Source organism: Pseudomonas sp. A39 (assembly GCF_058145955.1).
On sequence record NZ_JBYVMD010000001.1, the window covers coordinates 132854 to 157053 of the forward strand.

The window sequence follows — 24200 nt, forward strand, 5'->3', positions numbered from 1 at the left end:
CCACAGTTGACTGCGTTAGACCTTCAGGGTACGCGTCATCCGCAACGCCAGCACACTACCCGCCACGATCACCGCCGCGAGCAGGTACAGCGCCACATCCGTTGATCCGGTGGCATCTTTCACAAAGCCCACGATGTACGGGCTGAGGAAGCCGGCCATCTGGCCCATGGAGTTGATCAGCGCCAGGCCACCCGCCGCCGCGCCGGCACTGAGCATCGCGGTGGGCACCGGCCAGAACATCGGCAGGCCGGTCAGCGCACCCATGGTGGCGATGGTCAGGCCGAGGATCGCAATGGCCGGCGTCGTCGCGAAGTTCACCGCGATCACCAAGCCAATGGCGCCCATCAACATCGGCACCACCAAGTGCCAGCGACGCTCCTTGCGCAAGTCCGCGGAGCGACCCACCAGCAACATGAACACCGCCGCCAGCAGGTAAGGGATCGCACTGAGCCAGCCGATCACCAGGTTATCGCTGAAGCCCAGGTTCTTGATGATCGACGGCAGCCAGAAGTTGATCGCGTACACGCCGCTCTGGATGCAGAAGTAGATCAGGCCGAACGCCCAGATCGCTGGGTTCTTGAACACTTCGGCCAGCGAATCGGTCGTGGTTTTCGGCTTGTTGGCCAGGTCGGTCGCCTGGTCGGCTTCCAGCACTGCGCGCTCGTGCGGCTTGAGCCATTTGGCGTGGGCAAAGCTGTCGCTGAGCAGGAAGTAGGCGAGGGCGCCCAAAATCACGGTCGGGATACCTTGCAGCAGGAACATCCACTGCCAACCGGCCAGGCCGCCTTGGCCCGCCGCGAAGTGGTTGAGGATCCAGCCGGAGAACGGGCTGCCCAGCAGGCCGGAAACCGGAATGGCCGACATGAACAGCGCCATGATCCGCCCACGGCGGAAGGTCGGGAACCACTGCGAGAGGTACAGCACCACGCCAGGGAAGAAGCCGGCTTCGGCGGCACCGGTAAACAGGCGCAGGGTGTAGAAGTGGGTCGGTGTGGTGACGAACAGCAGGCAGGTCGACAGCGTGCCCCAGACGATCATCATCAATGCAATCCAGCGCCGTGGACCGAACTTGGTCAGCGCCAGGTTGCTCGGCACACCGCACAACACGTAGCCGATAAAGAAGATCCCGGCGCCGAGGCCGTACACGGTTTCGCTGAATTTCAACGCATCGAGCATCTGCAATTTGGCAAAGCCAACGTTTACCCGGTCGAGGTAATTGAACAGATAGCAGATGAAAATGAAGGGGATCAAGCGCAGGGTAACGCGCTTGTAGATGGCGTTTTTATCGTCATCGGTGGCCAGTGTGACGGCGGCGCTCTGTGACATGGGAGTCTCTCTTTATTATGATTTTTTGCGATGCGAGGTTAACGTTGATCGCCCACTGAGTCTCGGCCACCTGGCAGGCCGCTGTCTTTGTGCGTGCGCACAGTGAAGCCGCTATTGCGTTGTGCCTATGAACAACCATCGTTTTCTAGGAAATTAGCCCCATGTTCGAGCTGGATCATGACCTGGCACAGGATATCGTCGATCGAACCATGGCGATCCTGCCCCATAACGTCAACGTCATGGACAGCCAGGGCCTGATCCTCGGCAGCGGCGAGCCCGAACGTATCAACACTCGCCATGAAGGCGCACAACTGGTGCTCGCCAATGGCCGCGTGGTGGAAATCGACGGCCAGACCGCCAAGCACCTCAAAGGCGTGCAACCGGGCATCAACCTGCCGCTGCTGCATGACGGCCGCCTGATCGGCGTGCTCGGCATCACCGGTGAGCCGGAAGGCCTGCGCACCTACGCCGAGCTGGTGCGCATGACCGCCGAAATGCTGGTGAGCCATCGCCACCAGCAGGCCGAGCAACAATGGCGGCGCCAACGCTGTGACGATCTGCTGGCCTTGCTGCTGGCCGATACCGGCGACTCACCGCGCCTGGTGGACGAAGCTCAACAACTGGGGCTCAAGCCGCAGATGGCGCGTACACCGTACCTGTTCGAACTGGGCGCGGGGCAATCGGCGGAAGCCTTGAGTGCCTGGTTGACCTCGCGTTACCCGGACAGCTGGTGCGTCAGCTCGGCGCAATATTCATTGTTGTGGTGCCGTCCGGCCGCGATACAGGTCGACAACCCACGGCTGCTGGAAAAGCTTGAAGGCCTCGGCTGGCATATCCTGCGCGTCGCCGTTGGCGGGCAGGCGGATGGGTTGGCGGGTCTGCGCCGTTGCTATCGACGCGTCGGTGATTTGCTTGCCTATGGCCGCGATGTGCTGCCGCAGTCACGGCTGCTGACCCTCAACCGCTATCGCCTGCCCGTGATGCTCTGGCGCCATCGCAACGACGATGCCCTCGACGAACTGCTCAACCCCCTGCGTAAAGTGCTGGCCAAAGACAGCAATGGCCAACTGCAGGCCACGTTGCGCAGTTGGTGCGAACACGACGGGCAAAGCCAGGCCTGCGCCGATGCGCTGGGCATTCACCGCAACAGCCTGCGTTACCGCATGGAGCGCATTGCCGAACTCAGCGGTGTCGACCCGTTGACCCTGGACGGCATGCTTGCGCTGTACCTCGGCGTGCAGTTGCTGCCCCAGGCTTTGTCGGAATGAACAACAAAGCGCATCCGCACTTGTGCACCGGACCGGCGTCAGCGGCCGTGCCAACTGGCAGCATGGGCGTTATAAAAACCGGAGAAAGCCCATGAAAATCATCATCGCCCCCGACTCGTTCAAGGACAGCCTGAGTGCTGAAGGCGTCGCCCAGGCCATTGCTGACGGGCTGGCGCAGGTCTGGCCGGATGCACAGTTGGTCCAGTGTCCAATGGCGGATGGCGGTGAAGGCACGGTGGATTCGGTGCTGGCGGCGTGTCACGGCCAGTTACGTCACCACAGCGTGCGCGGCCCGCTCGGCGCAGCGGTTCAAGCACGTTGGGGCTGGTTGGCTGACAGCCACACCGCCATCATCGAAATGGCCGAGGCCAGCGGCCTGCAACTGCTGCCTCCGGAACAGCGCGATGCCTGTGTCACCACCACTTACGGCACCGGCGAACTGATCCGCGCAGCCCTGGATGCCGGCGCCCAACGCATCATCCTGGCGATTGGCGGCAGTGCCACCAACGACGGTGGCGCGGGCGCGATGCAGGCGCTGGGCGTGCAACTGTTCGATGCACAGGCGCAACGGCTGCCACCCGGCGGCCTGGCCCTGTCGCGCCTGGCGCATATCAGCCTTGAACAGCTGGACCCGCGCCTGGCGCAGGTCCGCTTCGAAATCGCTGCGGACGTCAACAATCCGCTGTGCGGGCCCCACGGCGCGTCGGCGATTTTCGGCCCGCAGAAGGGCGCCAATCCCGAGCAAGTGCAACAGTTGGACGCCGCCCTTGGTCACTTTGCCGATCACTGCGCCCGCGTGCTGCCCAACGACGTGCGCGACGAACCCGGCAGCGGCGCCGCCGGCGGCTTGGGCTTTGCCGCCAAGGCGTTCCTGGGCGCGCAGTTTCGTGCCGGTGTAGACGTGGTCGCCGAATTGGTCGGCCTGGATGAAGCTGTGCGTGGCGCCGACCTGGTGATCACCGGCGAAGGCCGTTTCGACGCCCAGACCCTGCGCGGCAAAACCCCGTTCGGCGTGGCACGTATCGCCCGGCAGCACAACGTGCCGGTCATTGTGATTGCCGGCACGCTGGGCGAGGGCTATGAGCAGATGTATGCCCATGGCGTGGATGCCGCTTTCGCCTTGCCTTCGGGGCCGATGAGCCTTGAGCAAGCGTGCAGCGAGGCGCCGCGCCTGCTGCGTGAGCGGGCGTCGGATATTGCGCGGGTGTGGCGATTGGCGGTGCGCACCCGCTAATCAATCAAGCCCGCTGCCAACTGATCAACCCACCGCTTCTGAAACTCCAGCAGCGCCGCCTTGGGCTGCTGCAGCTCGACCAGTGCCAGCATCGGGTCTTCCACGGCTGTGCGCACACCGGACAATTCCTCCAGTGTCGCCAAGCCGCAAAACGGCACATAGGCTTCGCTGTAGCCGCCTTCATGCACCAGCACCAGGCGCCCCTGGCACAGGCGTTCGGCAGCCTGGCGCACGCAACGGGTCATCAGGCGAAACGACTCGCTGTGCAGCAACATCCGCGCGAGTGGGTCGACGGCGTTGGCGTCAAAGCCGCAGGCGACGATGATCAGTTCCGGCTGGAAGCGCTCCAGCGCCGGTACCACGATGCGCGTCATCGCATGCAAGTAAGCGTCGTGGCCGCATCCCGGCGGCAAGGGAATATTGATGTTCGCTCCCCGCCCGGCGCCGCGACCACGATCCTGTTCACCGCTGTAGCCCGGCGGATAACAACCGTCCTGATGCAACGAGATCGTCAAGACATCCGCCCGCGCCTCAAAAATCGCTTGCGTGCCGTTGCCATGGTGTACGTCCCAATCGATCACGGCGACCTTGCCCAGTCCGCTGCGGGCCTTGGCGGCTTCGATGGCGATGGCGATGTTGGCCAGGAAACAGAAGCCCATGGCGCTGTCCGCCAGGCAGTGATGGCCAGGTGGGCGAGACAGCGAATAAGCGTTATCCGCGAGGCCCTTGAGCACGGTGTCGACGGCGGCCATGGTCAGGCCGGCGGAGAGCCGGGCAATCTCGTAGCTGCCCGGGCCTATCGGCGCCTGCGGCCCAAGCTCGCCACCACCGGCATCACTCAGCGCCTTGAAGCGCTGCAGGTATTCGCGGCCATGGACGCGCAACAAGTCGGTTTCGCTGGCGACCGCAGCGTTGTGGATGTCCAGGTGATGGCTTAACCCAGACACATCCAGCAGGCTTTTCATGCGCCGTTTGGTTTCGGGGGACTCGGCATGCCCGCTGCCGGCCGGTGGCTGCACCCAGCCACCCACGGGCAAGGTCAATGCATGGGCGCTGGCGCTGTGCCAAAGGCTCATTTCATCAAAGAAAAACGCGGTGGTTCGGTTCATACAGGCTCCATTTCAACGACGGGTTTAGGACGGCTGGCGAGGATCATCGCCAGCGACAACAAGGTGATCACGGCGCCGCCGATCAACAGCGCCGTAAAGCTGCCGCTGACCTCGATCAGCCGGCCGGCGATCGCCGGGCCGATGGCCAGGCCGCCGCCGATCACCAGGTTCGAGGCATTCATCAGCTTGCCGCTGTGATCGAGGTCGGCGAGGCACGCGAGGATCAGCGGCAGGATGAAGGTCCAGGTGAACTTGAACAGCAGCGCCGCCAGGGCGAAGCGCATCAGCGTCGGTTGGCCCAGCAGAAGCAACACGGCGGCGGCCATCAGGGCATAGCCCACCAGCAACAATCGCAGGCGCGACAGGCGTGGGCCGATCAGCGACGCACAGGCGGCGCCGGCGATCCCCATGACCGTCGCAACGGCCAGCAACTCACCGCTGTCTTGCGGCGATATCCCGACACGGGCGCCCAGGGCGCCGATAAACGTCCAGACCCCGCCAAGGCTGATGTAAAAGGCCAGCACCGCACCGACGCCCAGCGCGGCGTGCCATCGCGAGCCGGGCACCCGCGCGGTTTCGGCTGTTTGTGGCGCCGGGGCGGCGTTGGGAAAACTGCGCGCAAGGGGTAACAACAGGGTCATCAGGCCGGCGAGGATCAGGTAGCAGGCACCCAATCCATAGCGCTCGAACAAACCGGGCAATACCGCCAGGCCGATGGCGCCCACGACCAGTTGCCCCATCACCCACAACCCGTAGACGCGGCTGGGGTTGGCGGTGGTGGCCGCACTGGCCAGGCAGATAATCATCAATGAGCCGCCCGCCAAGGCACTGGCGAAGCGCAGGGTCAGCAGGTGGGTGTAGCTGTCGGCGAGCATCGACAGCAGGTTGGCGGCGATAAACAACCCGGCAGCGGCCAGGGCCGCCAACCGCCAGTTCACGCGCCTTAGCCACCACAGGGCGGGCAGGGTCGCCAGGCTCATTGCGCCCAGCTCCACCGAAAACAAGTCGCCGATCTGCGAGGGGCTCAGTTGCCACTGGGCGCCCAACTGCGCGGCCACGGCGGGCGCGGTCATCAGGATGGTCGGGGTGATCGCGGCAAACAGCACGATGGCCGCGAGCAGGTTCCAGGAAACGGACGCTGGGCGAGGCCGATCCTGTGTTGCGTGGGAATGAGTGTGCATGGTCAGGCTCCGGAAAGGGGGTTCAGAACACGTGGACCAGGCGCAGCAAGGCCTCGGTGCCGGCATAGCCGTTGGATGCCGCGACGTTTTGCGAAAGGCTGAACGTCACTTGGTTCTGCTGATCCAGCCAATGCCCGACCTCGAACCCCAGCTGGGTGTAGCGCTTGCGGGTGTCGTCGATTCGCTGACGGTTGATGCGCAGCGCGCCACCCTCGGCCTGGATCAGGCGAAATGCGCCGTAGGTGGCAGGGCTGAAGTCGTAGGAGGCAAACGCTTGCAGGCGATACAGCGGGTCTTGCTTGAGTTCGCTGCCAAAGTAGTCGTCATTGGTGGCGTACAGCTGGGTTTCGAGGTTGGCTTCCAGCACCCATTTTTCGCCGATGCCCTGGGTGTAGTTGTAGACAAAGGTCGCGCCCCAGCGATTGCCGCCGGGCGAGACGTCGGGGTTGTTGCGGTGGTATTCGCCCACCGGCACGGTGATCAGGCTCAGCAGGCCGCTGTAGGTGCGGGACGCCGGGTCATTGATGAAAAACAGCGTGCCGCCGACCTGTGGATCGCCGAACCCGCTTTCTCCGGTGTGCCGGGTCGCGCCCGGCAGGCGAGCATCGATATCGGCAAACGGCACAATGAACTGCGGGGTACAGAGCGTGCCGCAGGCATCGGTGAAAAACACCTGCCGGTAAGCGACGGCATTGACCTTGAGTTCGGCCTTGCCGGTGGTGTCGGCCGGGCCGTGAAAGTCCCCGGCGCGGGTGGCCGGCAGGTACAGCACACCGAGTTGGGTGCCGGGCGGTGCACTGAAGAAATCCCGGGCATTGAGGTCGGCAGCCTGGCTGTCGAGGCACAGTAAGGTGCCGCCGAGCAGTAAAGGCAAGGTGCGCAGGGTGGGTTGAGTCATGGCAAGGTGTCTCTTATGGGTGAGGGCAGGGACTGAAAGTTGGGCAAAAGCCGCCCGTGGCCGCCAAAACGGGCAGCGCAAAGAAACTAAAAAAACGCGGGATTATTCAGGTGGGGCGTGCACCAAGTGCGCAATGCGTGCTTTGTCTCTGACCCCGAGCTTGCTGTAGATCGTGCGCAAGTGATGGCGCACGGTATTGGGCGAGAGCCCCAGGTCGCGGGCGACTTCCTTGTAGGTCTTGCCCTCGCCGAAGCCTTGGGCTACAGCATTCTCCCGTGGGCTGAGCTGGGGCAGGGCTCGGTTGACGCGCGCGGCCAACAGGAACTGGTCGCCCACCGCGGACACCTGGATATGGATGTGCTTGCCCTCATGGCCACGCTCATCCAGTGGCACCGGCAAGGTTGGACCACTCCATTGCGGCCATTCGCTGAGCAGCACGTCTATAAAGCCGCGTTCGGCGCACTGCAACACGCCGTGCGGGCCGCACACCGCCAAGGCCAGGTTGCGCGGGCTGATCAGGGTTTCGCGGGTGGCCACCAGCGTGCGGATCTGGTTGGCCGAGACCGCTGCCACCAAGTGCAGCATCAGGTGGTTGAGCAGCTGGCAGTCTTGTTCGGCGAACCGTTGCGCTCCGGGCTTTCGATACAGGGTCAGGTGATCGCTGAGGCTGGTTTGCGGGTCAATGTGGATGACACACAACAGTTCGCCGATGCCGTACCGGTCGGCCAGCCAGTTCAAGCCAGTGCCGCTCGCCGGGTCCGACATATCGATGATCACCGCCTCGCCGGGCTGAGCATGCACGCGCCCGACGGTCACATCCAGATGACGGACGGACTGCCAGTCGGTCAAGTAAGCCGGCGGCAAGTGGTACAGGCAGCTGCTGTGTTCTTCCGGCAAATCCCCGATCAGCGCCGCGCGGCCCCACCAGGCACTGTCGAAGTGCAACAACTGACTGACGCGCGCCAACGCGTGGTGCTGGAAGTGCTCGATGTCCTGGTGTTGGGCCAATCGCTGCAGATCCAGGATCAGGGTGCTGAAGGCCTGCAACAGGCCCGAAGGGTCAGGACGGCTCATGAGTGTTCCTCTGTGCGACTTTTTATTGTTCTGGTCACAGGGTGAAGGCCGGTACGGTGAAATGACGTGGCAGGGCCTGGGCCAAGTATCGGTGCAGCCGAGTACGATCGCTATCGTTCAGATGCAGGATGCGGCCGATGGGTGTGTGGGATCTTTCGGGAGGTGCCACGGCGCTTTTCCCCCTTCCGGTTTTCCCCCTACACTGGCCGGTCACTTGTCTTTCAAAGGATGAAACACAATGCACACGCCTGAACCTCATATCGTGATCCAGCGCTTTACCGAGGCCCACCTTGAGGGGGTCGCCGCGCTCTATAACGAACCGGCCGTGTGCCGTCAGGTGCTGCAGATGCCTTTCCAGTCGGTCGAGGCGTGGCGCAAGCGCTTGGTGATGGACAACGAGCGGCGGCTACAACTGGTGGCGGTGCACGGCGGCGAGGTAATTGGCCAGCTTGGCCTGGAGCAGTACCTGCGTGTGCGCCAGGCCCACGTCGGCTCGTTCGGCATGGGCGTGGCGACGGCGTGGCAGGGCAAGGGCGTCGGCTCGCGGTTGTTGACGGCAGCGCTGGACGTGGCCGACAACTGGATGAACCTGCGCCGGGTGGAACTCACGGTGTACGCCGACAACGAAGCGGCGCAGGCGCTGTACCGCAAATTCGGCTTTGAAGTTGAAGGCGTGTTGCGCGATTACGCCCTGCGTGACGGTCGGTTTGTCGACACCGTGAGCATGGCGCGCCTGCGCACGTCGGCTTAATCCTGCAAGGCGAACGCCACCGCAGCCTGCGCATGCAGCTCGGTGGTATCCAGCAGCGGCAGGCGGCTGTGTTCGGGTTTGATCAGCAGGCTGATTTCCGTGCAGCCGAGGATGATCGCCTGGGCACCGCGTGCGGCCAGGGACTCGATCACCCGTTGGTAGACCTGGCGTGATGTGTCGCTGATCACCCCGACGCACAATTCTTCATAGATGATCCGGTGCACCGCCTGGCGTGCGTCCGCCTCGGGCACCAGCACGGTCAGGCCTTGGGCCGCCAGGCGGGATATGAGGAAATCCTGCTCCATGGTGAACGCGGTGCCGAGCAGGCCGACTGTGAGCGTGCCGGCGTCCACGGCCGCCGCGCCGGCTGCGTCGGCGATATGCAGGAACGGAATCGAGACGGCCGCTTCAATACGCGGCGCCACGAGGTGCATGGTGTTGGTACACAGCACCACGCACTCCGCACCGCCGGCCTGCAGGCGGCGCGCGGCATCTTCGAGGATCAGCGCGGTATCGTCCCAGCGGCCGGCGTGTTGAGCCTGCTCCACTGGGCCGAAATCTACGCTGTACATCAGCAGTTGCGCCGAACGCAGCGGGCCGAGTTGGTCGCGCACGCGTTGGTTGATGATGCGGTAGTACTCGGCGCTGGACTCCCAGCTCATGCCGCCGATAAGGCCGATGGTGCGCATGCGGTGCTCCTGGCAAGGAAAGTCGCTTCACCTTACGCATCAGCCGCGGATTAGTCATACGCAGTTGCCGGCGAAATGACCGGTGCAGTTCTACAGGTCGAGGTTGATCCAGCCCGGCTTGGCCTCTTCCGGTGCCACGGCGTTGATCTGCTTGCCGGTCGCCCGCTCTACGCGCCGCGCCACTTGCGGGTCATCGGCAAAAGGTATCAGGCTGGCGTCGTCCAGGCTCTGCTCAGACTGACCGCGCAAGCAGTATTCCACCGCGCCATACAGGCACACCACCATCAGTAAGCCGCCCATATCAGGCAATCCGCGCGTCAAGTTGAGCCATGCTCAGGTCGGCGACACGCACCGTGCGCCACGTGTTGTAGGCCATCAGCACCATCCCGGTCAGAAAGAACACGCCCCCGGCAAAACGCACCACGAACCCCGGATGACTGGCCTGCAAGGCTTCGACAAACGAGTAGGTGAGGGTGCCGTCATCGTTGACTGCCCGCCACATCAGGCCCTGGGTTATGCCGTTGACCCACATCGAGGCGATGTACAGCACGGTGCCGATGGTCGCCAGCCAAAAGTGCAGGTTGATCAGCGGCACGCTGTGCATCTGCTCGCGCCCGAATACCTTGGGGATCATGTGGTACAGCGAGCCAAAGGTGATCATCGCCACCCAGCCCAACGCCCCGGCGTGGACGTGGCCAATGGTCCAGTCGGTGTAGTGGGAGAGGGCGTTGACGGTCTTGATCGCCATCATCGGGCCTTCAAATGTCGACATACCGTAGAACGCCAGCGACAGCACCAGAAAACGCAGGATCGGATCGGTGCGCAACTGATGCCAGCCTCCGGACAACGTCATCATGCCGTTGATCATCCCGCCCCAGCTCGGCGCCAGCAGGATCAGCGACATTGCCATGCCCAGTGACTGCGCCCAGTCCGGCAGCGCGGTGTAGTGCAAATGGTGCGGGCCGGCCCAGATATACAGGGTGATCAACGCCCAGAAATGCACAATGGACAAGCGATACGAATACACCGGTCGGCCGACTTGTTTGGGCACGAAGTAATACATCATCCCCAGAAAGCCGGTCGTCAGGAAAAACCCTACCGCGTTATGCCCATACCACCACTGCACCATGGCATCGGTGGCCCCGGAATACACCGGGTACGACTTGAACCAGTCCACCGGGATTGCCAGGTGGTTGACCACGTGCAGCATGGCGATCACCAGGATAAACGCGCCGAAAAACCAGTTGCCCACGTAGATGTGCTGGGTTTTGCGCCGCACCACCGTGGTAAAGAACACCACCGCATAGGCCACCCACACCACCGCCATCCACACCGCGCCGGAGAATTCGATCTCGGCGTATTCCTTGGTGGTGGTATAGCCCAGCGGCAAGCTGATCAGCATGATCACGATCACCGACTGCCAGCCCCAAAACGTAAACGCAGCGAGGCGGTCGGAAAATAGCCGAACCTGGCAGGTGCGCTGCACCGCGTAATAGCTGGCGGCAAACTGTGCGCTGCCGGCAAAGCCGAAGATCACCAGGCTGGTGTGCAAGGGCCGTAACCGGCCAAAGGTGGTCCAGGGCAGATCCAGGTTCATTTCCGGCCAGACCAGTTGCGAGGCGATCCACACGCCCATCGCCATGCCGACCACGCCCCAGACGAGGGTGGCGATTACAAATTGACGCACGACTTTATAGTTATAGGCCTGCCCGATGGTTGCGGTGCTCATGCTTGTCCTCCCACGGTTCCAAGTGGCGGCACTTTAGGAAGTGTGGGCAAAACAAAACAGACTCAGAAATACCTCATTACGGCGGATCAGCTTGCTTGGAGCCGCCGGGCTCATTACCAAAAAGCCGTTAATCGTACGGCCAGTGGCTGCATCTGCCATGATCGACGCTAGTTACCTGGCCCACCCAAGGAAATCCGCAATGGACGATGTACAGCAACTGGGCGAGATGCTTCGTCACTACGCCGATAGCGAAGCGCACAAGAAACAGCAATTCGATGTGCAATCGGCCCGCTGGGCGCAAAAGCTCGCAGAGCTGTTCGGGCAGATCGAGCAGTGGCTGGAACCGGTAAAGACCGTGGGACTGCTGGAGGTGCATCGCGAGGCCTACGTTGCCAGCGGCCCGAGCGTGCCGGTGGAGACATCGACCTTCAAGACCGAAAAACTGACCGTACAGATCACCGGCAAGCCGGTCGAGTTCGTGCCCGATGTGATGGGAGTGGGTGGCTTGATCTCCGTGTCCGTCATGGGCTTGACCGCTGCGCGGCACGGCAGCGTTTCCTTGGTGCTGCCCGCGGACAAGAACGACTGGCTATGGAAGAAAACCAATGGCCTGAAAGACCCCGACACCTTTGGCTTCGACGCCAACTTCCTGGCCTCGCAGTTGCAAAGCCTGATTCCACGCGAACGCGGCTGAGTGTCAGCGCGGGGTCGCCACGACCGCTGGGCTGCTGGAGCATCGCCGGCCGGTCAAACCGACTCGTGCAATAACGCTAATTTTTCAGGATTGGCTATACCTACAGCTCAACATTTCGATGATGACTGCCAGGGAGTTCAATGATGAAACTAAGGCTACTGATCAGCACGCTGTGCGTTGCGTCAATCGCGATGGCAGGCTGTGCCAGCAAGGTCACTCAACCGGATGAGTATTCCGGCTTCCTCTCGGACTACAGCCAGCTCAAGGAAGCCAAATCCCCTTCGGGTGCCGAAGTGATGCGCTGGGTCGACCCCAAACTGGACCTGAGCCGCTACACCGCGGTGTACATCGAACCGACCCAGTTCTATCCCAAACCGCAGGCGACCGCGAAAATCCCCGACAGTACCCTCAACGGTATCAACGCCTACTACAGCCAGGCGCTTAGGCGGGAGCTGGAAAAATCCCTGCCCCTGGCCAATGGTCCTGGCCCCGGTGTGATGGTGGTACGTGCGGCGATCACCGCCGTCAGCAGCAAGACCGAAGGCCTCAAGCCCTATGAATTCATCCCCGTGGCTCTGGTTGCTGCGGCGGTGAGTACCGGCACCGGCATCCGTGATCAGGAAACCACCCTGGGCACCGAGGCGCAGTTTCTCGACGGCTCAAGTGGCAAGGTACTTGCCCAAGTGGTGCGCAAAGGCACCGGCAAGCCATTGTCCAATGACTCGCAGGTGATGAAAGCTGACGATGTAAAAGGCGTGATTGATGGTTGGGCGTCCGACTTGCATCAGTCGTACCTCAAGCTCAAACGCCTCTAAATCCGCAGGGATTGGCTTTGTATCGCAGGGACATGCCCTAATGCCAGTCAGTTAAGAAGCAGCAAGAGCGAAAAGTAACCCGTGGCGAGGGAGCTTGCTCCCGCTGGACTGCGCAGCAGTCCCCGTCTTTTAAAACAAAGAGCTGGGGCCGCTTCGCGACCCAGCGGGAGCAAGCTCCCTCGCCACGCATGGGTGTTACTTGAGCGGGGTCAGGGGAGGCAGCTTCCATTGACCGCTACCGACCTCAGGCTTGGGCAGGTAAATGCGCAGCACCGCATAGAACGGGCCCGGCGGGGCCGGCAACCAGTTGCTCTGTTCCGCTTTTGGCGGCTCGTGGTGCTGCAGCGCCAGGGTCAGGCCGCCATCCGCGTCGCGCTTGAGGCTGGAGAGCATCCGCGAGTTGATCAGGTAGCGTTTCTTGTGGTTGGGCACCAGCAGCTTGGTCTTGGCGTCATACATGGTCAGCGACCAGAACGCGTCGGCTGGCGGTAACTGGTCTTTGGCGAAGTGCACGGTGTAGCTATGGCGTGCGCCGTTGGCCGGTTTGCCCTCGCTGTCGACGACGTAGCTCAAGTAGGCCGCCTCGTCGGTGGAGTTGCCGAAAAGCTCCGTGTCGGCACCCGCATAGCGGTACAGGTAGTTGTTTTTAAGGTGGTCGCGGCTACCGAACAGCTCCCCGCTGGGGATTTGTTGCGTGTCCAGTTTGTCTTTCTTGAACGCGGCAAACTCGGCCTTGCCATCAGCGATGCCGTCTTCGAGGGCCTTACGCTGTTCGGCGGTCAGCTGGTTGACCTTGAACGGTGCACCTGGCGCGACACCGATCTTGGCAAAGCGTGCCAGCAGGTCTTTTTCACTGTCCTGGGGCGCGGCGAACGCCAGCATGAAGTTCAGGTAGCGGAACAATTGTGGGCTGTCGCTCATGGTTGCCGTCGGCTTCGGCCATTCGATTTTCGGCGCCTTGGCCGGTGCGGCGAGCTTCACATAGCTGCTCAGCGACTGCACTTTGTAGCCACTCTGGATCTGCTTGACCTTGTTCAGGTCTTTTTCATCAAACAGCTGCGTGCGGTACAGGGCGTAGGCGATATTGCTTTCGCTGTAGATCACGCGGTCCACATCCACCGGTTGCTGGCCCTTCCAGTCCGGGCCGGCGATCATGTAGTGGCCGCCGTTATTACCGGTACTGCGAGTGCCCAGGTAGGCAAAGTTCTGCGTGTAAAGGTCGATCAACTGCACCGAGTAGTAACGGTCGTCTTCGATTTTGGGCAGGGTCAGTACGAGCGGTTCGCTGCGCAGGTCCATCCACACGAAGGAGTAGGGCGTGTCCGGGTTCGGTGTGACGACCCCGGTGTCCTTGGGCGTAAATACCTGGGCGGAGTGGCCGATACGGTTGATCGGCGCCTTGAAATTGGCACCGCCCTTGTCAACGGCTTGGGTGTAGAGCGTCTTGTACATCTCCACCACCGGGAAGCCATACAGGTAGGCTTCCTTGGCAATGGCCCGCGCTTCGCTGGGCGTTGCGGTGAAGTCGGCCCAGGCGCCGGTACTCATGAATATCGAGAGGCTCGCCAACAGCAGGCGCGTCGGTTTTCCAATCATGTTGTTGCGTCCTTCCAGAGATCTTTTTTGAGGGCATGGGATTAAACCGCCGAGTTAACCGGTTTATTGGCCGAACGTCACGTTAATCCCTGCAAACAAGCGCCATCTGTGCGCAAATCGTTGCCCTGGCGGGACGGCGCACACGCCAAGAGGGGGTCTCAGGCGGCGGGCAGCATCGATTTGACCTTGTCGCGCAATTGATCAATGGAAAACGGTTTGGCGATCACCTGCATGCCGGCGGGCACGTCGATATTCTCCGCATAGCCGCTGGCGAACAGGATAGGCAGGGTAGGGCGCAGTTCACGCACCTTGGTGGCCAGCTGCTTGCCGTCCATGTCCGGCAGGCCGACGTCGGTCATCATCAGGTCGATGACATGTTCGGTGTTTTCCACGATTGCCAGCGCTTCTGCCGCGTCGGCAGCCTCCAGCACACTGAACGCCAACTCCTCCAGAACATCGACGATGAGCATGCGCACGATGGCATCGTCTTCAACGACAAGGATGGTGGAAGTGACTGCGGACATAATATGAAATTCCCAAAAAAGGCGAGGGTTTACACGCGGCCGTTCTGACAGGCCTCTTCCTTGAGTAAGCGCGCACTCGTGACAAGTTCCCGCAGGCCGTAAAAACAATGCGTTAGAAAAGACCATAGAGAATAGCCTGTTCCCATGTAGGAATCTGTACAAACCCGTTCTAGAAAAATAGTCTTGCCCGCCCGTTTGGGGCAAACTCCCGGTTTTTCCACCTTTGGCCAAGGCATGCCCATGACTCCCGCTTCGTCCGTCGATGAAAAGAGCTTCCGTACACTACTGAGCCGAAACGTGGCGTTGCCCCTGGGTGTGGGCGTGCTCAGTGCTGTATTTTTCGTCGTATTGATCACCTACCTGCTGTCGGTCATCCAGTGGGTGGAACACACCGACCGGGTTATCAATAACCTCAATGAGTCGTCCAAGCTGACGGTGGACCTGGAAACCGGCATGCGCGGCTTCCTGATCACCGGTGACGAGCATTTCCTCGACCCTTACGAAGTGGCCAAGCCGCGAATCATTGCCGACCTGCGCAATTTGCAGGAACTGGTGGCGGACAACCCGCAGCAAGTGGACCGTCTCAAACGCCTGGAGGCCATGCAGGCCGAGTGGAACAACTACGCCCAGTCGATGATTGATATGCAGCGCAGCAGTGGCGACTACCGCAGTGCGGTCAAGGCCGGCCGCGGCAAGCGCCTGACCGATGAGATCCGCAAGGAATATGACGATGCGGTGGCGATGGAACAGCAGTTCCGCATCGCCCGCAATGAAGAAGTCACCCGCACCACCGTGATCAGCGTCACCCTGTACCTGGCCTTTGTACTCGGTTTGAGTGGCTTTCTGGCTTACATTGGTCGTAAGAATTTAGTTTCTTTATCAGATAGTTACAGCGCAAACCTCGCGTCCCAACAGAAGATCGCGCGGCGGCTGGAGCAACAGGCTTGGTTGCGCAATGGCCAGACTGAATTGGCTGAACAGGTGCTCGGCCAGCTGACCCTGAACATGCTGGGCCGCAATATCCTGCAATTCTTTGCCCAATACATGGGCTCGGTCGTCGCCGCGCTGTATGTGCGCGAAGAGCACGGCGGCCTCAAGCGCGTGGCCACCTACGGTTTCTCCCGCGAGCAGGAACAGCGTGAGCAAGCGATCTACAGTGATGAAGGCATCGTTGGCCAAGCGGCCCAGCTGGATCGCCTGATTCGCCTGGACGATGTGCCGGTGGACTACTTCAAGGTCAGCTCCGGCCTGGGTGAGGGGGCTGCACGCAGTGTGCTGGTCATGCCCACCAGCGATGATGATCGCGTCAATGGCGTGCTCGAGCTGGGTTTCCTGCGGCCGCTGCAAGAACGCGACGAGGAGCTGCTGGAACTGATCGCCGGCAATATCGGCACCTCCATCGAGGCCGCCCGTTATCGCCAGCGCCTGCAGGAAGTGCTGGCCGAGACCCAGCAGCTCAACGAAGAGCTGCAAGTGCAGCAGGAAGAGCTCAAGACCGCCAACGAAGAGCTGGAGGAACAGTCGCGCATCCTCAAGGAGTCCCAGGCTCACCTGGAAACCCAGCAAGCGGAGCTTGAGCAGACCAACGAGCAACTCGCCGAACAGACGCAGACCCTGGCCGAGCAGCGCGACGCCATGGACCGCAAGAACGTCGAACTCAACCAGGCCCAGCTCGAGCTGGAAGACCGTGCCGAAGAGTTGCAGCGCTCCAGCAAGTACAAATCCGAATTCCTCGCCAACATGTCCCACGAGCTGCGCACGCCACTGAACAGTTCGTTGATCCTGGCCAAGTTGCTGGCCGAGAACCCGCAGGAAAATCTCAGCGCTGAGCAGGTCAAGTTTGCCGAATCGATCTATTCCGCCGGCAATGACTTGCTCAACCTGATCAACGACATCCTGGACATTTCCAAGGTGGAAGCCGGCAAGCTCGAAGTACGCCCGGAAAACTCCAGTGTGGCGCGTCTGGTAGACGGCCTGCGCGGCATGTTCGAACCGCTGGCGGCCGATCGCAAGCTGGGCTTCCAAGTGGACGTGCAGGAAGGTTCGCCGACCATGCTGTTTACCGACCGCCAGCGCTTGGAACAGATCCTCAAGAACCTGCTGTCCAACGCGATCAAGTTCACCGAGCAGGGCGACGTAAGCCTCTCTGTGTCGCGTGCACCGGGGGAGGGCATTGCCTTCACGGTTCGCGACTCCGGCATCGGCATTGCCCCGGACCAGCAGGAAAGCATCTTCGAAGCCTTCCGCCAGGCCGACGGCACCACCAATCGCCGTTATGGCGGCACCGGCCTGGGCCTGTCGATTTCCCGCGACCTGGCGGCGCTGTTGGGCGGCTACATCAGTGTGGCCAGCGAGCCAGGCAAGGGCAGTATCTTTACCTTGGTGTTGCCGGAGCAGTATGTCGAGCGCGAGGCAGACGCCGCCCCTGTCGAACCGCCACGCCAAGTGGTGATGGCACCCGCACCGGTCCCCGTCAAGGTGTCACCGTTGCCGGTGGCCGACGCCAAGCTGATTCCGCGCTTCGCCGACGACCGCGACAAGACCCCGTTTACCACGCGCTGCATTCTGGTTGTGGAAGACGAGCCGAATTTCGCCCGTATCCTCTTCGACCTGGCCCATGAACTGGGCTACCACTGCCTGGTGGCCCACGGCGCGGACGAAGGCTACAGCCTGGCCGAGGAATACATTCCCGACGCCATCCTGTTGGACATGCGCTTGCCGGACCATTCCGGGCTCACTGTTCTGCAGCGCCTGAAAGAGCACGCCAACACCCGCCATATCCCGGTGCATGTGATTTCCGTGGAAGACCGCGTCGAAGCCGCCATGCACATGGGCGCGATTGGCTATGCGGTCAAGCCCACCACCCGCGAAGAGCTCAAGGACGTGTTTGCGCGCCTGGAGGCCAAGCTGACCCAGAAGGTCAAGCGCGTGCTGCTGGTGGAAGACGATGACCTGCAGCGCGACAGTATTGCCCGCCTGATCGGCGACGATGACATCGAGATCACCGCCGTCGGTTTTGCCCAGGAAGCCCTAGACCTGCTGCGTACCAATGCCTACGACTGCATGATCATCGACCTCAAGTTGCCGGACATGCTCGGCAACGAGCTGCTCAAGCGCATGGCCACCGAGGACATCTGTTCGTTCCCGCCCGTGATCGTCTACACCGGGCGCAACCTGACTCGCGATGAAGAGGCCGAACTGCGCAAGTATTCGCGCTCGATCATCATCAAGGGTGCCCGCTCGCCGGAGCGCCTGTTGGACGAAGTCACACTCTTTCTGCACAAAGTCGAATCCCAGCTGTCCCATGACCGCCAGAAGATGCTCAAGACCGCCCGCAGCCGCGACAAGGTGTTCGAGGGGCGAAAAATCCTGCTGGTGGACGATGATGTGCGCAACATCTTTGCCCTGACCAGCGCCCTGGAGCACAAGGGCGCGGTGGTGGTGATCGGCCGTAACGGCCGTGAAGCCATCGACAAACTCAATGAAGTCGACGATATCGACTTGGTGCTGATGGACGTGATGATGCCGGAAATGGACGGTTACGAGGCCACCGCCTTGATCCGCCAGGACCCGCGCTGGAAAAAGCTGCCGATCATCGCGGTGACGGCCAAGGCCATGAAGGACGACCAGGAACGTTGCCTGGCGGCCGGTTCCAACGATTACCTGGCCAAGCCGATTGATCTGGATCGTCTGTTCTCACTCATTCGCGTATGGCTACCGAAGATGGAACGCATTTAAGTGGAGCGAAGTTTTTTGGAAAAAAGCAGCGACATTGAGCTGCGCCTGTTGATCGAGGCGATTTACCTCAAGTACAGCTATGACTTCCGGGATTACTCCGGGGCGTCGGTCAAGCGCCGTGTGGCTCATGCGTTGCGCCAGTTCGATTGCGCGACGATTTCCGCCTTGCAGGAGCGCGTGCTGCACGACCCGGCGGCGTTCATGCAGTTGCTGCAGTTCTTGACGATTCCGGTGAGCGAGATGTTTCGCGACCCGTCGCACTTCCTTGCGATCCGCCAGGAGGTGGTGCCGCTGCTCAAGACCTATCCGTCGATCAAGATCTGGATCGCCGGCTGCAGCACGGGCGAGGAGGTGTACTCCATGGCCATCCTGTTGCGCGAAGAGGGGTTGCTGGAGCGTACGATCATCTACGCCACCGATATCAACCCGGCGTCGCTGGACAAGGCCAAGCAGGGCATCTTTTCCCTGGAGAACGTCCGCGCCTACACCGCCAACTATCAGCAGGCCGGCGGCCAACGTTCATTTGCCGACTACTACACAGCGGCCTACGATTACGCGATCTTCGATAAAACGTTGCGCGAGAATGTCACCTTCGCCGACCACAGCTTGGCGACCGATAGCGTATTCTCAGAAACTCAATTAATTTCATGCCGTAACGTATTGATTTACTTTAATAAAAAATTGCAAGATCGCGCATTTGGTTTGTTTCATGAGTCGCTGTGTCATCGCGGCTTCCTGGTGCTGGGCAGCAAGGAAACCCTGGACTTCTCCGCGTACGGCAAGCAGTTCGAACCCTTGGTCAAACAGGAACGGATCTACCGAAAACTATGAATCAAGCGGCTGCCAGCCCGGCAAAGGTCCGGGGTATAGAGGCTATCGTCATCGGCGCCTCCGCCGGTGGCGTAGAGGCGTTGCTGATAGTATTTGGCCAATTGCCGGCAGATTTCGGCTTGCCTATCGTCGCCGTATTGCACCTGCCGGACGAGCGCCGTAGTCAATTAGCCGAGGTGTTTGACCGGCGCGTCGCCATACCGGTGGTGGAGGCGCGCGACAAGGAAACGCTCAAGCCGGGCACCCTGTACTTTGCCGGTCCCGGCTATCACCTGTCGGTGGAGCAGGATCGCAGCTTGTCGCTGAGCCAGGAAGACCGCGTGCACCATTCGCGACCGGCCATTGATTTCCTGTTCGAGTCCGCCGCTGAAGCCTACGGCAAAGGCCTGATGGCCATCCTGTTGACCGGCGCCAACCACGATGGCGCCCGGGGCCTGGCCTACGTCAAGCGACAGGGTGGAACCACCGTGGTGCAAGACCCCACTGAAGCACGTGTCGACGTCATGCCCCGGGCTGCGCTGGCGCTGCACACACCCGACCACATTCTGACGTTGAGCCGCATTGGCTCATTGCTGGCTTCCCTGGAATATTCCCCATGTTAAGTACTGTCCAGGCCAAACTGCTGATCGTCGACGATCTGCCGGAAAACCTGCTGGCCCTCGAAGCGCTGATCAAGCGCGAGGACCGCCAGGTGTTCAAGGCATTGAGCGCCGACGAGGCCTTGTCCCTGTTGCTGGAGCACGAGTTCGCCATGGCGATCCTCGACGTGCAGATGCCCGGCATGAACGGGTTCGAGCTGGCCGAATTGATGCGCGGTACCGAGAAAACCAAGAACATCCCGATTGTGTTCGTCAGCGCCGCCGGCCGCGAACTCAATTACGCCTTCAAAGGCTACGAAAGCGGCGCCGTCGACTTCCTGCATAAACCGCTGGATATCCATGCGGTGAAGAGCAAGGTCAACGTGTTCGTCGACCTGTATCGCCAGAGCAAGGCGATGAAGCAACAAGTCGAAGCCTTGGAGCGCAGCCGTCGCGAACAGGAACTGCTGCTCACGCGCCTGCAGGCCACCCAGGCCGAGTTGGAACAGGCGGTACGTATGCGCGACGACTTCATGTCAATCGTTGCCCACGAAGTGCGTACGCCCCTGAATGGCCTGATTCTCGAGACCCAACTGCGCAAGATGCACCTGGCGCGGGACAACGCCGCGGCGTTCGCCCTCGACAAGATGCACGCGATGGTCGACCGCGATGAGCGGCAGATCCAGAGCCTGATCCGCCTGATCGAAGACATGCTGGATGTGTCGCGCATTCGCACCGGCAAGCTGTCCATTCGCCCGGCGCGCTTCGACCTGGCGCAGTTGGTGAGCAACTTGGTAGAGAACTTTGCGCCGCAAGTGGCGGCTGCGGAATCGTCCATGCAGCTGATTGTGGACGGCCCTGTGGAAGGTAACTGGGACGAGTTCCGCATTGAGCAGGTGGTCACGAACCTGCTGACCAACGCCCTGCGCTACGGGGCCAAGAGCCCGGTGGAGGTGCGCGTGTACAGCGAACATGGCGAAGCTCGCGTGGAAGTGCGCGACCACGGGATCGGCATCAGCGAAGACAACCAGAAACGTATTTTCCAACAGTTCGAGCGTGTGTCCGCCAGTCAGGTGGCCGCAGGCCTGGGCCTGGGACTGTTTATTTCCGAGCAGATCGTTGCAGCCCATGGCGGCACCATCGAGGTCGAAAGCCAGATAGGCGAGGGCGCCCTGTTTCGGGTGTGCCTGCCCCTTGAACCGTCGGCATGAAATCAATCGTCATTTCGACGCAACCTTCTGCGTGACCCCATGGTCGTAATTGCAGCAATTGACCGAACAAAGGCTTCCCATGAGTGAAGATGCGCAAGATGTCGTTCTGATCGTCGAGGACGACGAATCCATTATGTTTGTGCTGGGTGAGTACCTGGCCGGCCTGGGCTATCGGGTGTTGAAGGCGATTGATGGGGAGCAGGCCTTCGAAATCCTGGCGACCAAGCCGCACCTGGACTTGATGGTCACCGACTACCGCCTGCCGGGTGGGATTTCCGGGGTGCAGATCGCCGAGCCTGCGATCATGTTACGGCCTGAACTGAAAGTGATCTTCATCAGCGGCTACCCGCAGGAAATCCTCGACTGTAACAGCCCGATCACGCGCAATGCGCCTATCCTGGCCAAGCCGTTTGATCTGGATACGCTGCAAGAGCATATCCAGCGATTGTTGTCTTAAACATGGCGGAGCCAACCAGGGCTCCGCTCATTTCTCGGGAACCGAGTGGGTTCAGACTGTCCGGATTTCCTTCCAGCGCCGTGTTCCAAAGCGTCCGTGATGCTTAGGACGATGTGATAGGGGCGTCATACAGTTTTTTGAGCTCTGGACTGAAGACACTGTTTTTCACCTGCCATTCGTCATCATGATCGAAGACCTTAAATTCCAGCTTGTTACGATCATTGCTGTGGGTTCTATAGGTCGCCCCCAACTTTTTATCGTGAAAGAGTTTTTTCAGGCCTGCCTCCATGGCATCGGCACTCGAAAAGGTCGCGATACCCAAGTTGGGGTCATAAAAATAAAATGACTTCTCCGTGCCCTCTATTTTGATACCGGCGGCCATTGCATGGCGGGGAGAATCAATCATGATTGATTTTGAAACGGTAGAGTTGGCGAGTTCATTTACCATGTCTTGATAGGAGAGCTGCCGGGTAGATTTCCCCGCATGGAAAGCAGTCTTCGGGCCCACTTGGATTTGAAGCTTATTCAGCGTTTTCATAAACTGCCTGGAGGCGGGAGCTTTGGGGAAAGCGGCAGCGGTGTACATATTTCTTATCAGCACTTTTTCCTTCCCTTGCTCGATAGCGCTCGCCATGGCCCGTGAAAGAGCGGCGCACTGTCCGTCAGACAGTTGAGCGGTTTGGGAAAGGTAGATAACTTGTGGGATAGGGACGACCTTGCCGAAGCCAGGTTCTATAACGCTGATGAAACGCGCCGACGCTTTTCGGCCGAACGCATAGGCAATATCATCGTATTTCCTGACCAGAGTCCCCAGCTGCTTTGCCGTCAACGTTTGTTTGTTGGCCAGTTCCATCAGATCCTTGATACTTTTAGCGCTGGATAAACCTTTCACACTCTGTAATGTTCCAGTGTTATAGCCTTCATCAAAATCAGCGCTTTCTGGACCATTGCGATGTTTCGCCACTTTTTTCCCCCAGTTTTCAATCAGGGAGTCCTCAATCTTCCGGCGACCATCGCTCGCGGTCGCCCACGTTGCGAAAGAACCCGCCTCTAAGCGTGCTGAAGGCAGGAAATCGTTTAACGCGGGACCATAGGGTTGCCGGGTAATGGGGTTGTAGGCGTACCAGTTGTTATTTTTAAAGACCGCGGCCCCCTCTGCAAAATCGCTGTCAAGTTTGAATGTGCCGATTGAAGCGCGATCGAACTGTTTACTCGCGCTCACCATGTCATAGCTCGTCCTCGCGCCTCGTAACTGCCGGATATCCTGGCCCACGTCAGCAATGATGTGCCTCGCCACGTTTCGCGCGCCGCGCCCAGCGCCTCGCAGTAAGTCGGTTGCGCCGTCCAAGGGGTTGATCAAGCTGAGCGTTCCACGCCCCAGGGTCTTTGTAATGCGCAGCGCCTTACCACCGGCTGACAGGGTGCCATTTGCAACTTTCGCGGCTTTACCAACGACGTTTGCACCTGCCGTCAGAATGCCGAATATGTCGAGCGACAAGTCGACGATGCCTTCACCGATATTGCCATCGGTAAAGTTTTTGATGGCTGATCTGAGCGGAATCAGGTTAAGAACGAATTCATTGAATTTCTTGTAAAAGGGCACTTCGGATTCAACGGTGGTAACCCCTCGCGCCTCGGTTTCCAGCGCTTGCCAGAAGCTGGTGACCTTGGCCACCGTGGCACCGATGGCTGACGTTCTGGGGCTGGAAAAGCTATTCAGCGGGCCGCCCGTATCCGTTTTCGCGTGTGCGAGCTGCTCTCGCTGATTGGGCTTGCTTTCATCGCGGATGGAAAGCGTGACCGGTACCATGTCCGTGTAGGGCGTGTTGATGTTTCGCCGCTCGCCCCCTTCAATACCCAGCCCAGGTTGATAACCCGGTTGGAAGTCACCCAGGTCCCGGCGCTTTTCGAGCGTGTTCTTTTGCACGTTCACTTCGTAGGTGTGCGAAACCCCGTCACGCACCACTTTCAACAGGACAGGGTTGCCTGCCGACATCGCCCGGAAGATCATCTGACCCTGGCCAACACGCGTCGTGCCTTTAAATTCCCGGAAGAGCGATAGACTCCCGTATTCAATATTTTTGCGGTCTTCCAGGGGCAACTGCGATATCAGGTTCTTGACTTGCGTGGCGACGCTTTTATCAAGGGCCTGGCCGAATTGTGCAAATTCAACATGGAACTGTTGATTGACATCCCTCAGCGATTGAGTCTTGCTCAATACACCGTCAATCGTGAAATTGGGTGTGTTTGCTTCAGAGCGGCCTGGGCTTCTGCTTGGGGGCGTATAAGGCTCAAGCACCCAGCTGTTAGGCGTTTTGGATCTGTCGGGGAGACGAGGATGATAGGGCCGCATCGGAGGGTTTTGCAGCATGCCTTCGATATATAGGTCCAGTATCGAGTAGGGCCCCGGCCGATCTTTATCGTAAGTGGCGAGCACTATGCATTTGAGCTCCAGGCGCACATCATCGCCCAAAACCTTGCGCAACTCCGCCAAGGC

At 60.6% G+C, this 24200-nt stretch carries 21 protein-coding genes; 10 read left to right on the forward strand and 11 right to left on the reverse strand.

Annotated elements, in window-relative coordinates:
• Nucleotides 1–15: 15 nt before the first annotated feature.
• Complete coding sequence (locus tag AC3ZU9_RS00670; RefSeq protein ID WP_012724182.1) at nt 16–1326, reverse strand: MFS transporter; 1311 nt, start codon at nt 1324–1326, stop codon at nt 16–18.
• Between the two features lie 161 nt (nt 1327–1487).
• Between AC3ZU9_RS00670 and AC3ZU9_RS00675 the strand changes: the two genes are divergently transcribed.
• Entirely contained in the window at nt 1488–2594 is a 1107-nt protein-coding gene (locus AC3ZU9_RS00675; RefSeq protein WP_046034186.1) for a sugar diacid recognition domain-containing protein, read from the forward strand.
• Between the two features lie 91 nt (nt 2595–2685).
• Nucleotides 2686–3828 (forward strand): glycerate kinase, encoded by a 1143-nt coding sequence (locus AC3ZU9_RS00680; protein ID WP_490090139.1) that lies wholly within the window; start codon nt 2686–2688, stop codon nt 3826–3828.
• Here AC3ZU9_RS00680 and AC3ZU9_RS00685 read toward each other — a convergent pair.
• The 4 genes from AC3ZU9_RS00685 to AC3ZU9_RS00700 form a co-directional block, all read right to left on the reverse strand.
• Complete coding sequence (locus tag AC3ZU9_RS00685; protein WP_093544535.1) at nt 3825–4937, reverse strand: class II histone deacetylase; 1113 nt, start codon at nt 4935–4937, stop codon at nt 3825–3827. The two genes, AC3ZU9_RS00680 and AC3ZU9_RS00685, sit on opposite strands and share 4 nt — an antisense overlap.
• Entirely contained in the window at nt 4934–6118 is a 1185-nt protein-coding gene (locus AC3ZU9_RS00690) for an MFS transporter (RefSeq protein WP_191628123.1), read from the reverse strand. Before AC3ZU9_RS00690 ends, AC3ZU9_RS00685 begins: the two co-directional genes overlap by 4 nt.
• A gap of 22 nt (nt 6119–6140) precedes the next feature.
• The gene (locus AC3ZU9_RS00695; RefSeq protein ID WP_490090140.1) at nt 6141–7016 is read right to left on the reverse strand and encodes a transporter; all 876 of its coding nucleotides are present in this window, start codon (nt 7014–7016) and stop codon (nt 6141–6143) included.
• A 102-nt stretch (nt 7017–7118) separates the two neighbouring features.
• The gene (locus tag AC3ZU9_RS00700; protein ID WP_102060481.1) at nt 7119–8090 is read right to left on the reverse strand and encodes a helix-turn-helix transcriptional regulator; all 972 of its coding nucleotides are present in this window, start codon (nt 8088–8090) and stop codon (nt 7119–7121) included.
• Nucleotides 8091–8328: 238 nt separating this feature from the next.
• Between AC3ZU9_RS00700 and AC3ZU9_RS00705 the strand changes: the two genes are divergently transcribed.
• Entirely contained in the window at nt 8329–8841 is a 513-nt protein-coding gene (locus AC3ZU9_RS00705) for a GNAT family N-acetyltransferase (protein ID WP_046034181.1), read from the forward strand.
• On the opposite strand, the gene AC3ZU9_RS00710 is transcribed toward AC3ZU9_RS00705, so the two are convergent.
• The 3 genes from AC3ZU9_RS00710 to ccoN form a co-directional block, all read right to left on the reverse strand.
• On the reverse strand, nt 8838–9530 hold the full coding sequence (locus tag AC3ZU9_RS00710) for an aspartate/glutamate racemase family protein (RefSeq protein ID WP_012724190.1): 693 nt from the start codon (nt 9528–9530) through the stop codon (nt 8838–8840). The genes AC3ZU9_RS00705 and AC3ZU9_RS00710 overlap by 4 nt on opposite strands.
• Nucleotides 9531–9620: 90 nt before the next feature.
• The gene (locus tag AC3ZU9_RS00715; RefSeq protein WP_012724191.1) at nt 9621–9830 is read right to left on the reverse strand and encodes a cbb3-type cytochrome c oxidase subunit 3; all 210 of its coding nucleotides are present in this window, start codon (nt 9828–9830) and stop codon (nt 9621–9623) included.
• A 1-nt stretch (nt 9831) separates the two neighbouring features.
• A complete protein-coding gene (ccoN, locus tag AC3ZU9_RS00720) occupies nt 9832–11259 on the reverse strand; it encodes a cytochrome-c oxidase, cbb3-type subunit I (protein WP_490090141.1) in 1428 nt (475 codons plus the stop codon).
• Between the two features lie 199 nt (nt 11260–11458).
• Between ccoN and AC3ZU9_RS00725 the strand changes: the two genes are divergently transcribed.
• Nucleotides 11459–11953 (forward strand): hypothetical protein, encoded by a 495-nt coding sequence (locus AC3ZU9_RS00725; protein WP_043205339.1) that lies wholly within the window; start codon nt 11459–11461, stop codon nt 11951–11953.
• Between the two features lie 143 nt (nt 11954–12096).
• Nucleotides 12097–12768 carry a DUF3313 domain-containing protein gene (locus AC3ZU9_RS00730; protein ID WP_490090142.1) on the forward strand — a complete coding sequence of 224 codons (672 nt, stop codon included), beginning with the start codon at nt 12097–12099 and terminating at the stop codon, nt 12766–12768.
• Between the two features lie 195 nt (nt 12769–12963).
• On the opposite strand, the gene AC3ZU9_RS00735 is transcribed toward AC3ZU9_RS00730, so the two are convergent.
• The gene (locus tag AC3ZU9_RS00735; RefSeq protein WP_046034178.1) at nt 12964–14364 is read right to left on the reverse strand and encodes a DUF1254 domain-containing protein; all 1401 of its coding nucleotides are present in this window, start codon (nt 14362–14364) and stop codon (nt 12964–12966) included.
• Nucleotides 14365–14522: 158 nt separating this feature from the next.
• The gene (locus AC3ZU9_RS00740; protein WP_046034176.1) at nt 14523–14888 is read right to left on the reverse strand and encodes a response regulator; all 366 of its coding nucleotides are present in this window, start codon (nt 14886–14888) and stop codon (nt 14523–14525) included.
• Between the two features lie 240 nt (nt 14889–15128).
• Here AC3ZU9_RS00740 and AC3ZU9_RS00745 point away from each other — a divergent pair, with 240 nt between their 5' ends.
• The 5 genes from AC3ZU9_RS00745 to AC3ZU9_RS00765 all read left to right on the forward strand — a co-directional run bounded on the left by AC3ZU9_RS00745 (nt 15129) and on the right by AC3ZU9_RS00765 (nt 21703).
• Nucleotides 15129–18626, forward strand: coding sequence for a response regulator (locus AC3ZU9_RS00745; protein WP_043205341.1), 3498 nt, complete (start codon nt 15129–15131; stop codon nt 18624–18626).
• On the forward strand, nt 18627–19457 hold the full coding sequence (locus tag AC3ZU9_RS00750; RefSeq protein ID WP_012724198.1) for a CheR family methyltransferase: 831 nt from the start codon (nt 18627–18629) through the stop codon (nt 19455–19457). It abuts the gene before it with no gap.
• On the forward strand, nt 19454–20059 hold the full coding sequence (locus AC3ZU9_RS00755) for a chemotaxis protein CheB (protein ID WP_012724199.1): 606 nt from the start codon (nt 19454–19456) through the stop codon (nt 20057–20059). Before AC3ZU9_RS00750 ends, AC3ZU9_RS00755 begins: the two co-directional genes overlap by 4 nt.
• Complete coding sequence (locus AC3ZU9_RS00760; RefSeq protein WP_093544526.1) at nt 20053–21246, forward strand: hybrid sensor histidine kinase/response regulator; 1194 nt, start codon at nt 20053–20055, stop codon at nt 21244–21246. Before AC3ZU9_RS00755 ends, AC3ZU9_RS00760 begins: the two co-directional genes overlap by 7 nt.
• 79 nt (nt 21247–21325) lie before the next feature.
• Nucleotides 21326–21703 carry a response regulator gene (locus AC3ZU9_RS00765; RefSeq protein WP_012724201.1) on the forward strand — a complete coding sequence of 126 codons (378 nt, stop codon included), beginning with the start codon at nt 21326–21328 and terminating at the stop codon, nt 21701–21703.
• A gap of 103 nt (nt 21704–21806) precedes the next feature.
• Here AC3ZU9_RS00765 and AC3ZU9_RS00770 read toward each other — a convergent pair whose 3' ends face one another.
• Entirely contained in the window at nt 21807–24197 is a 2391-nt protein-coding gene (locus tag AC3ZU9_RS00770) for a hypothetical protein (protein ID WP_490090143.1), read from the reverse strand.
• Between the last annotated feature and the right edge of the window lie 3 nt (nt 24198–24200).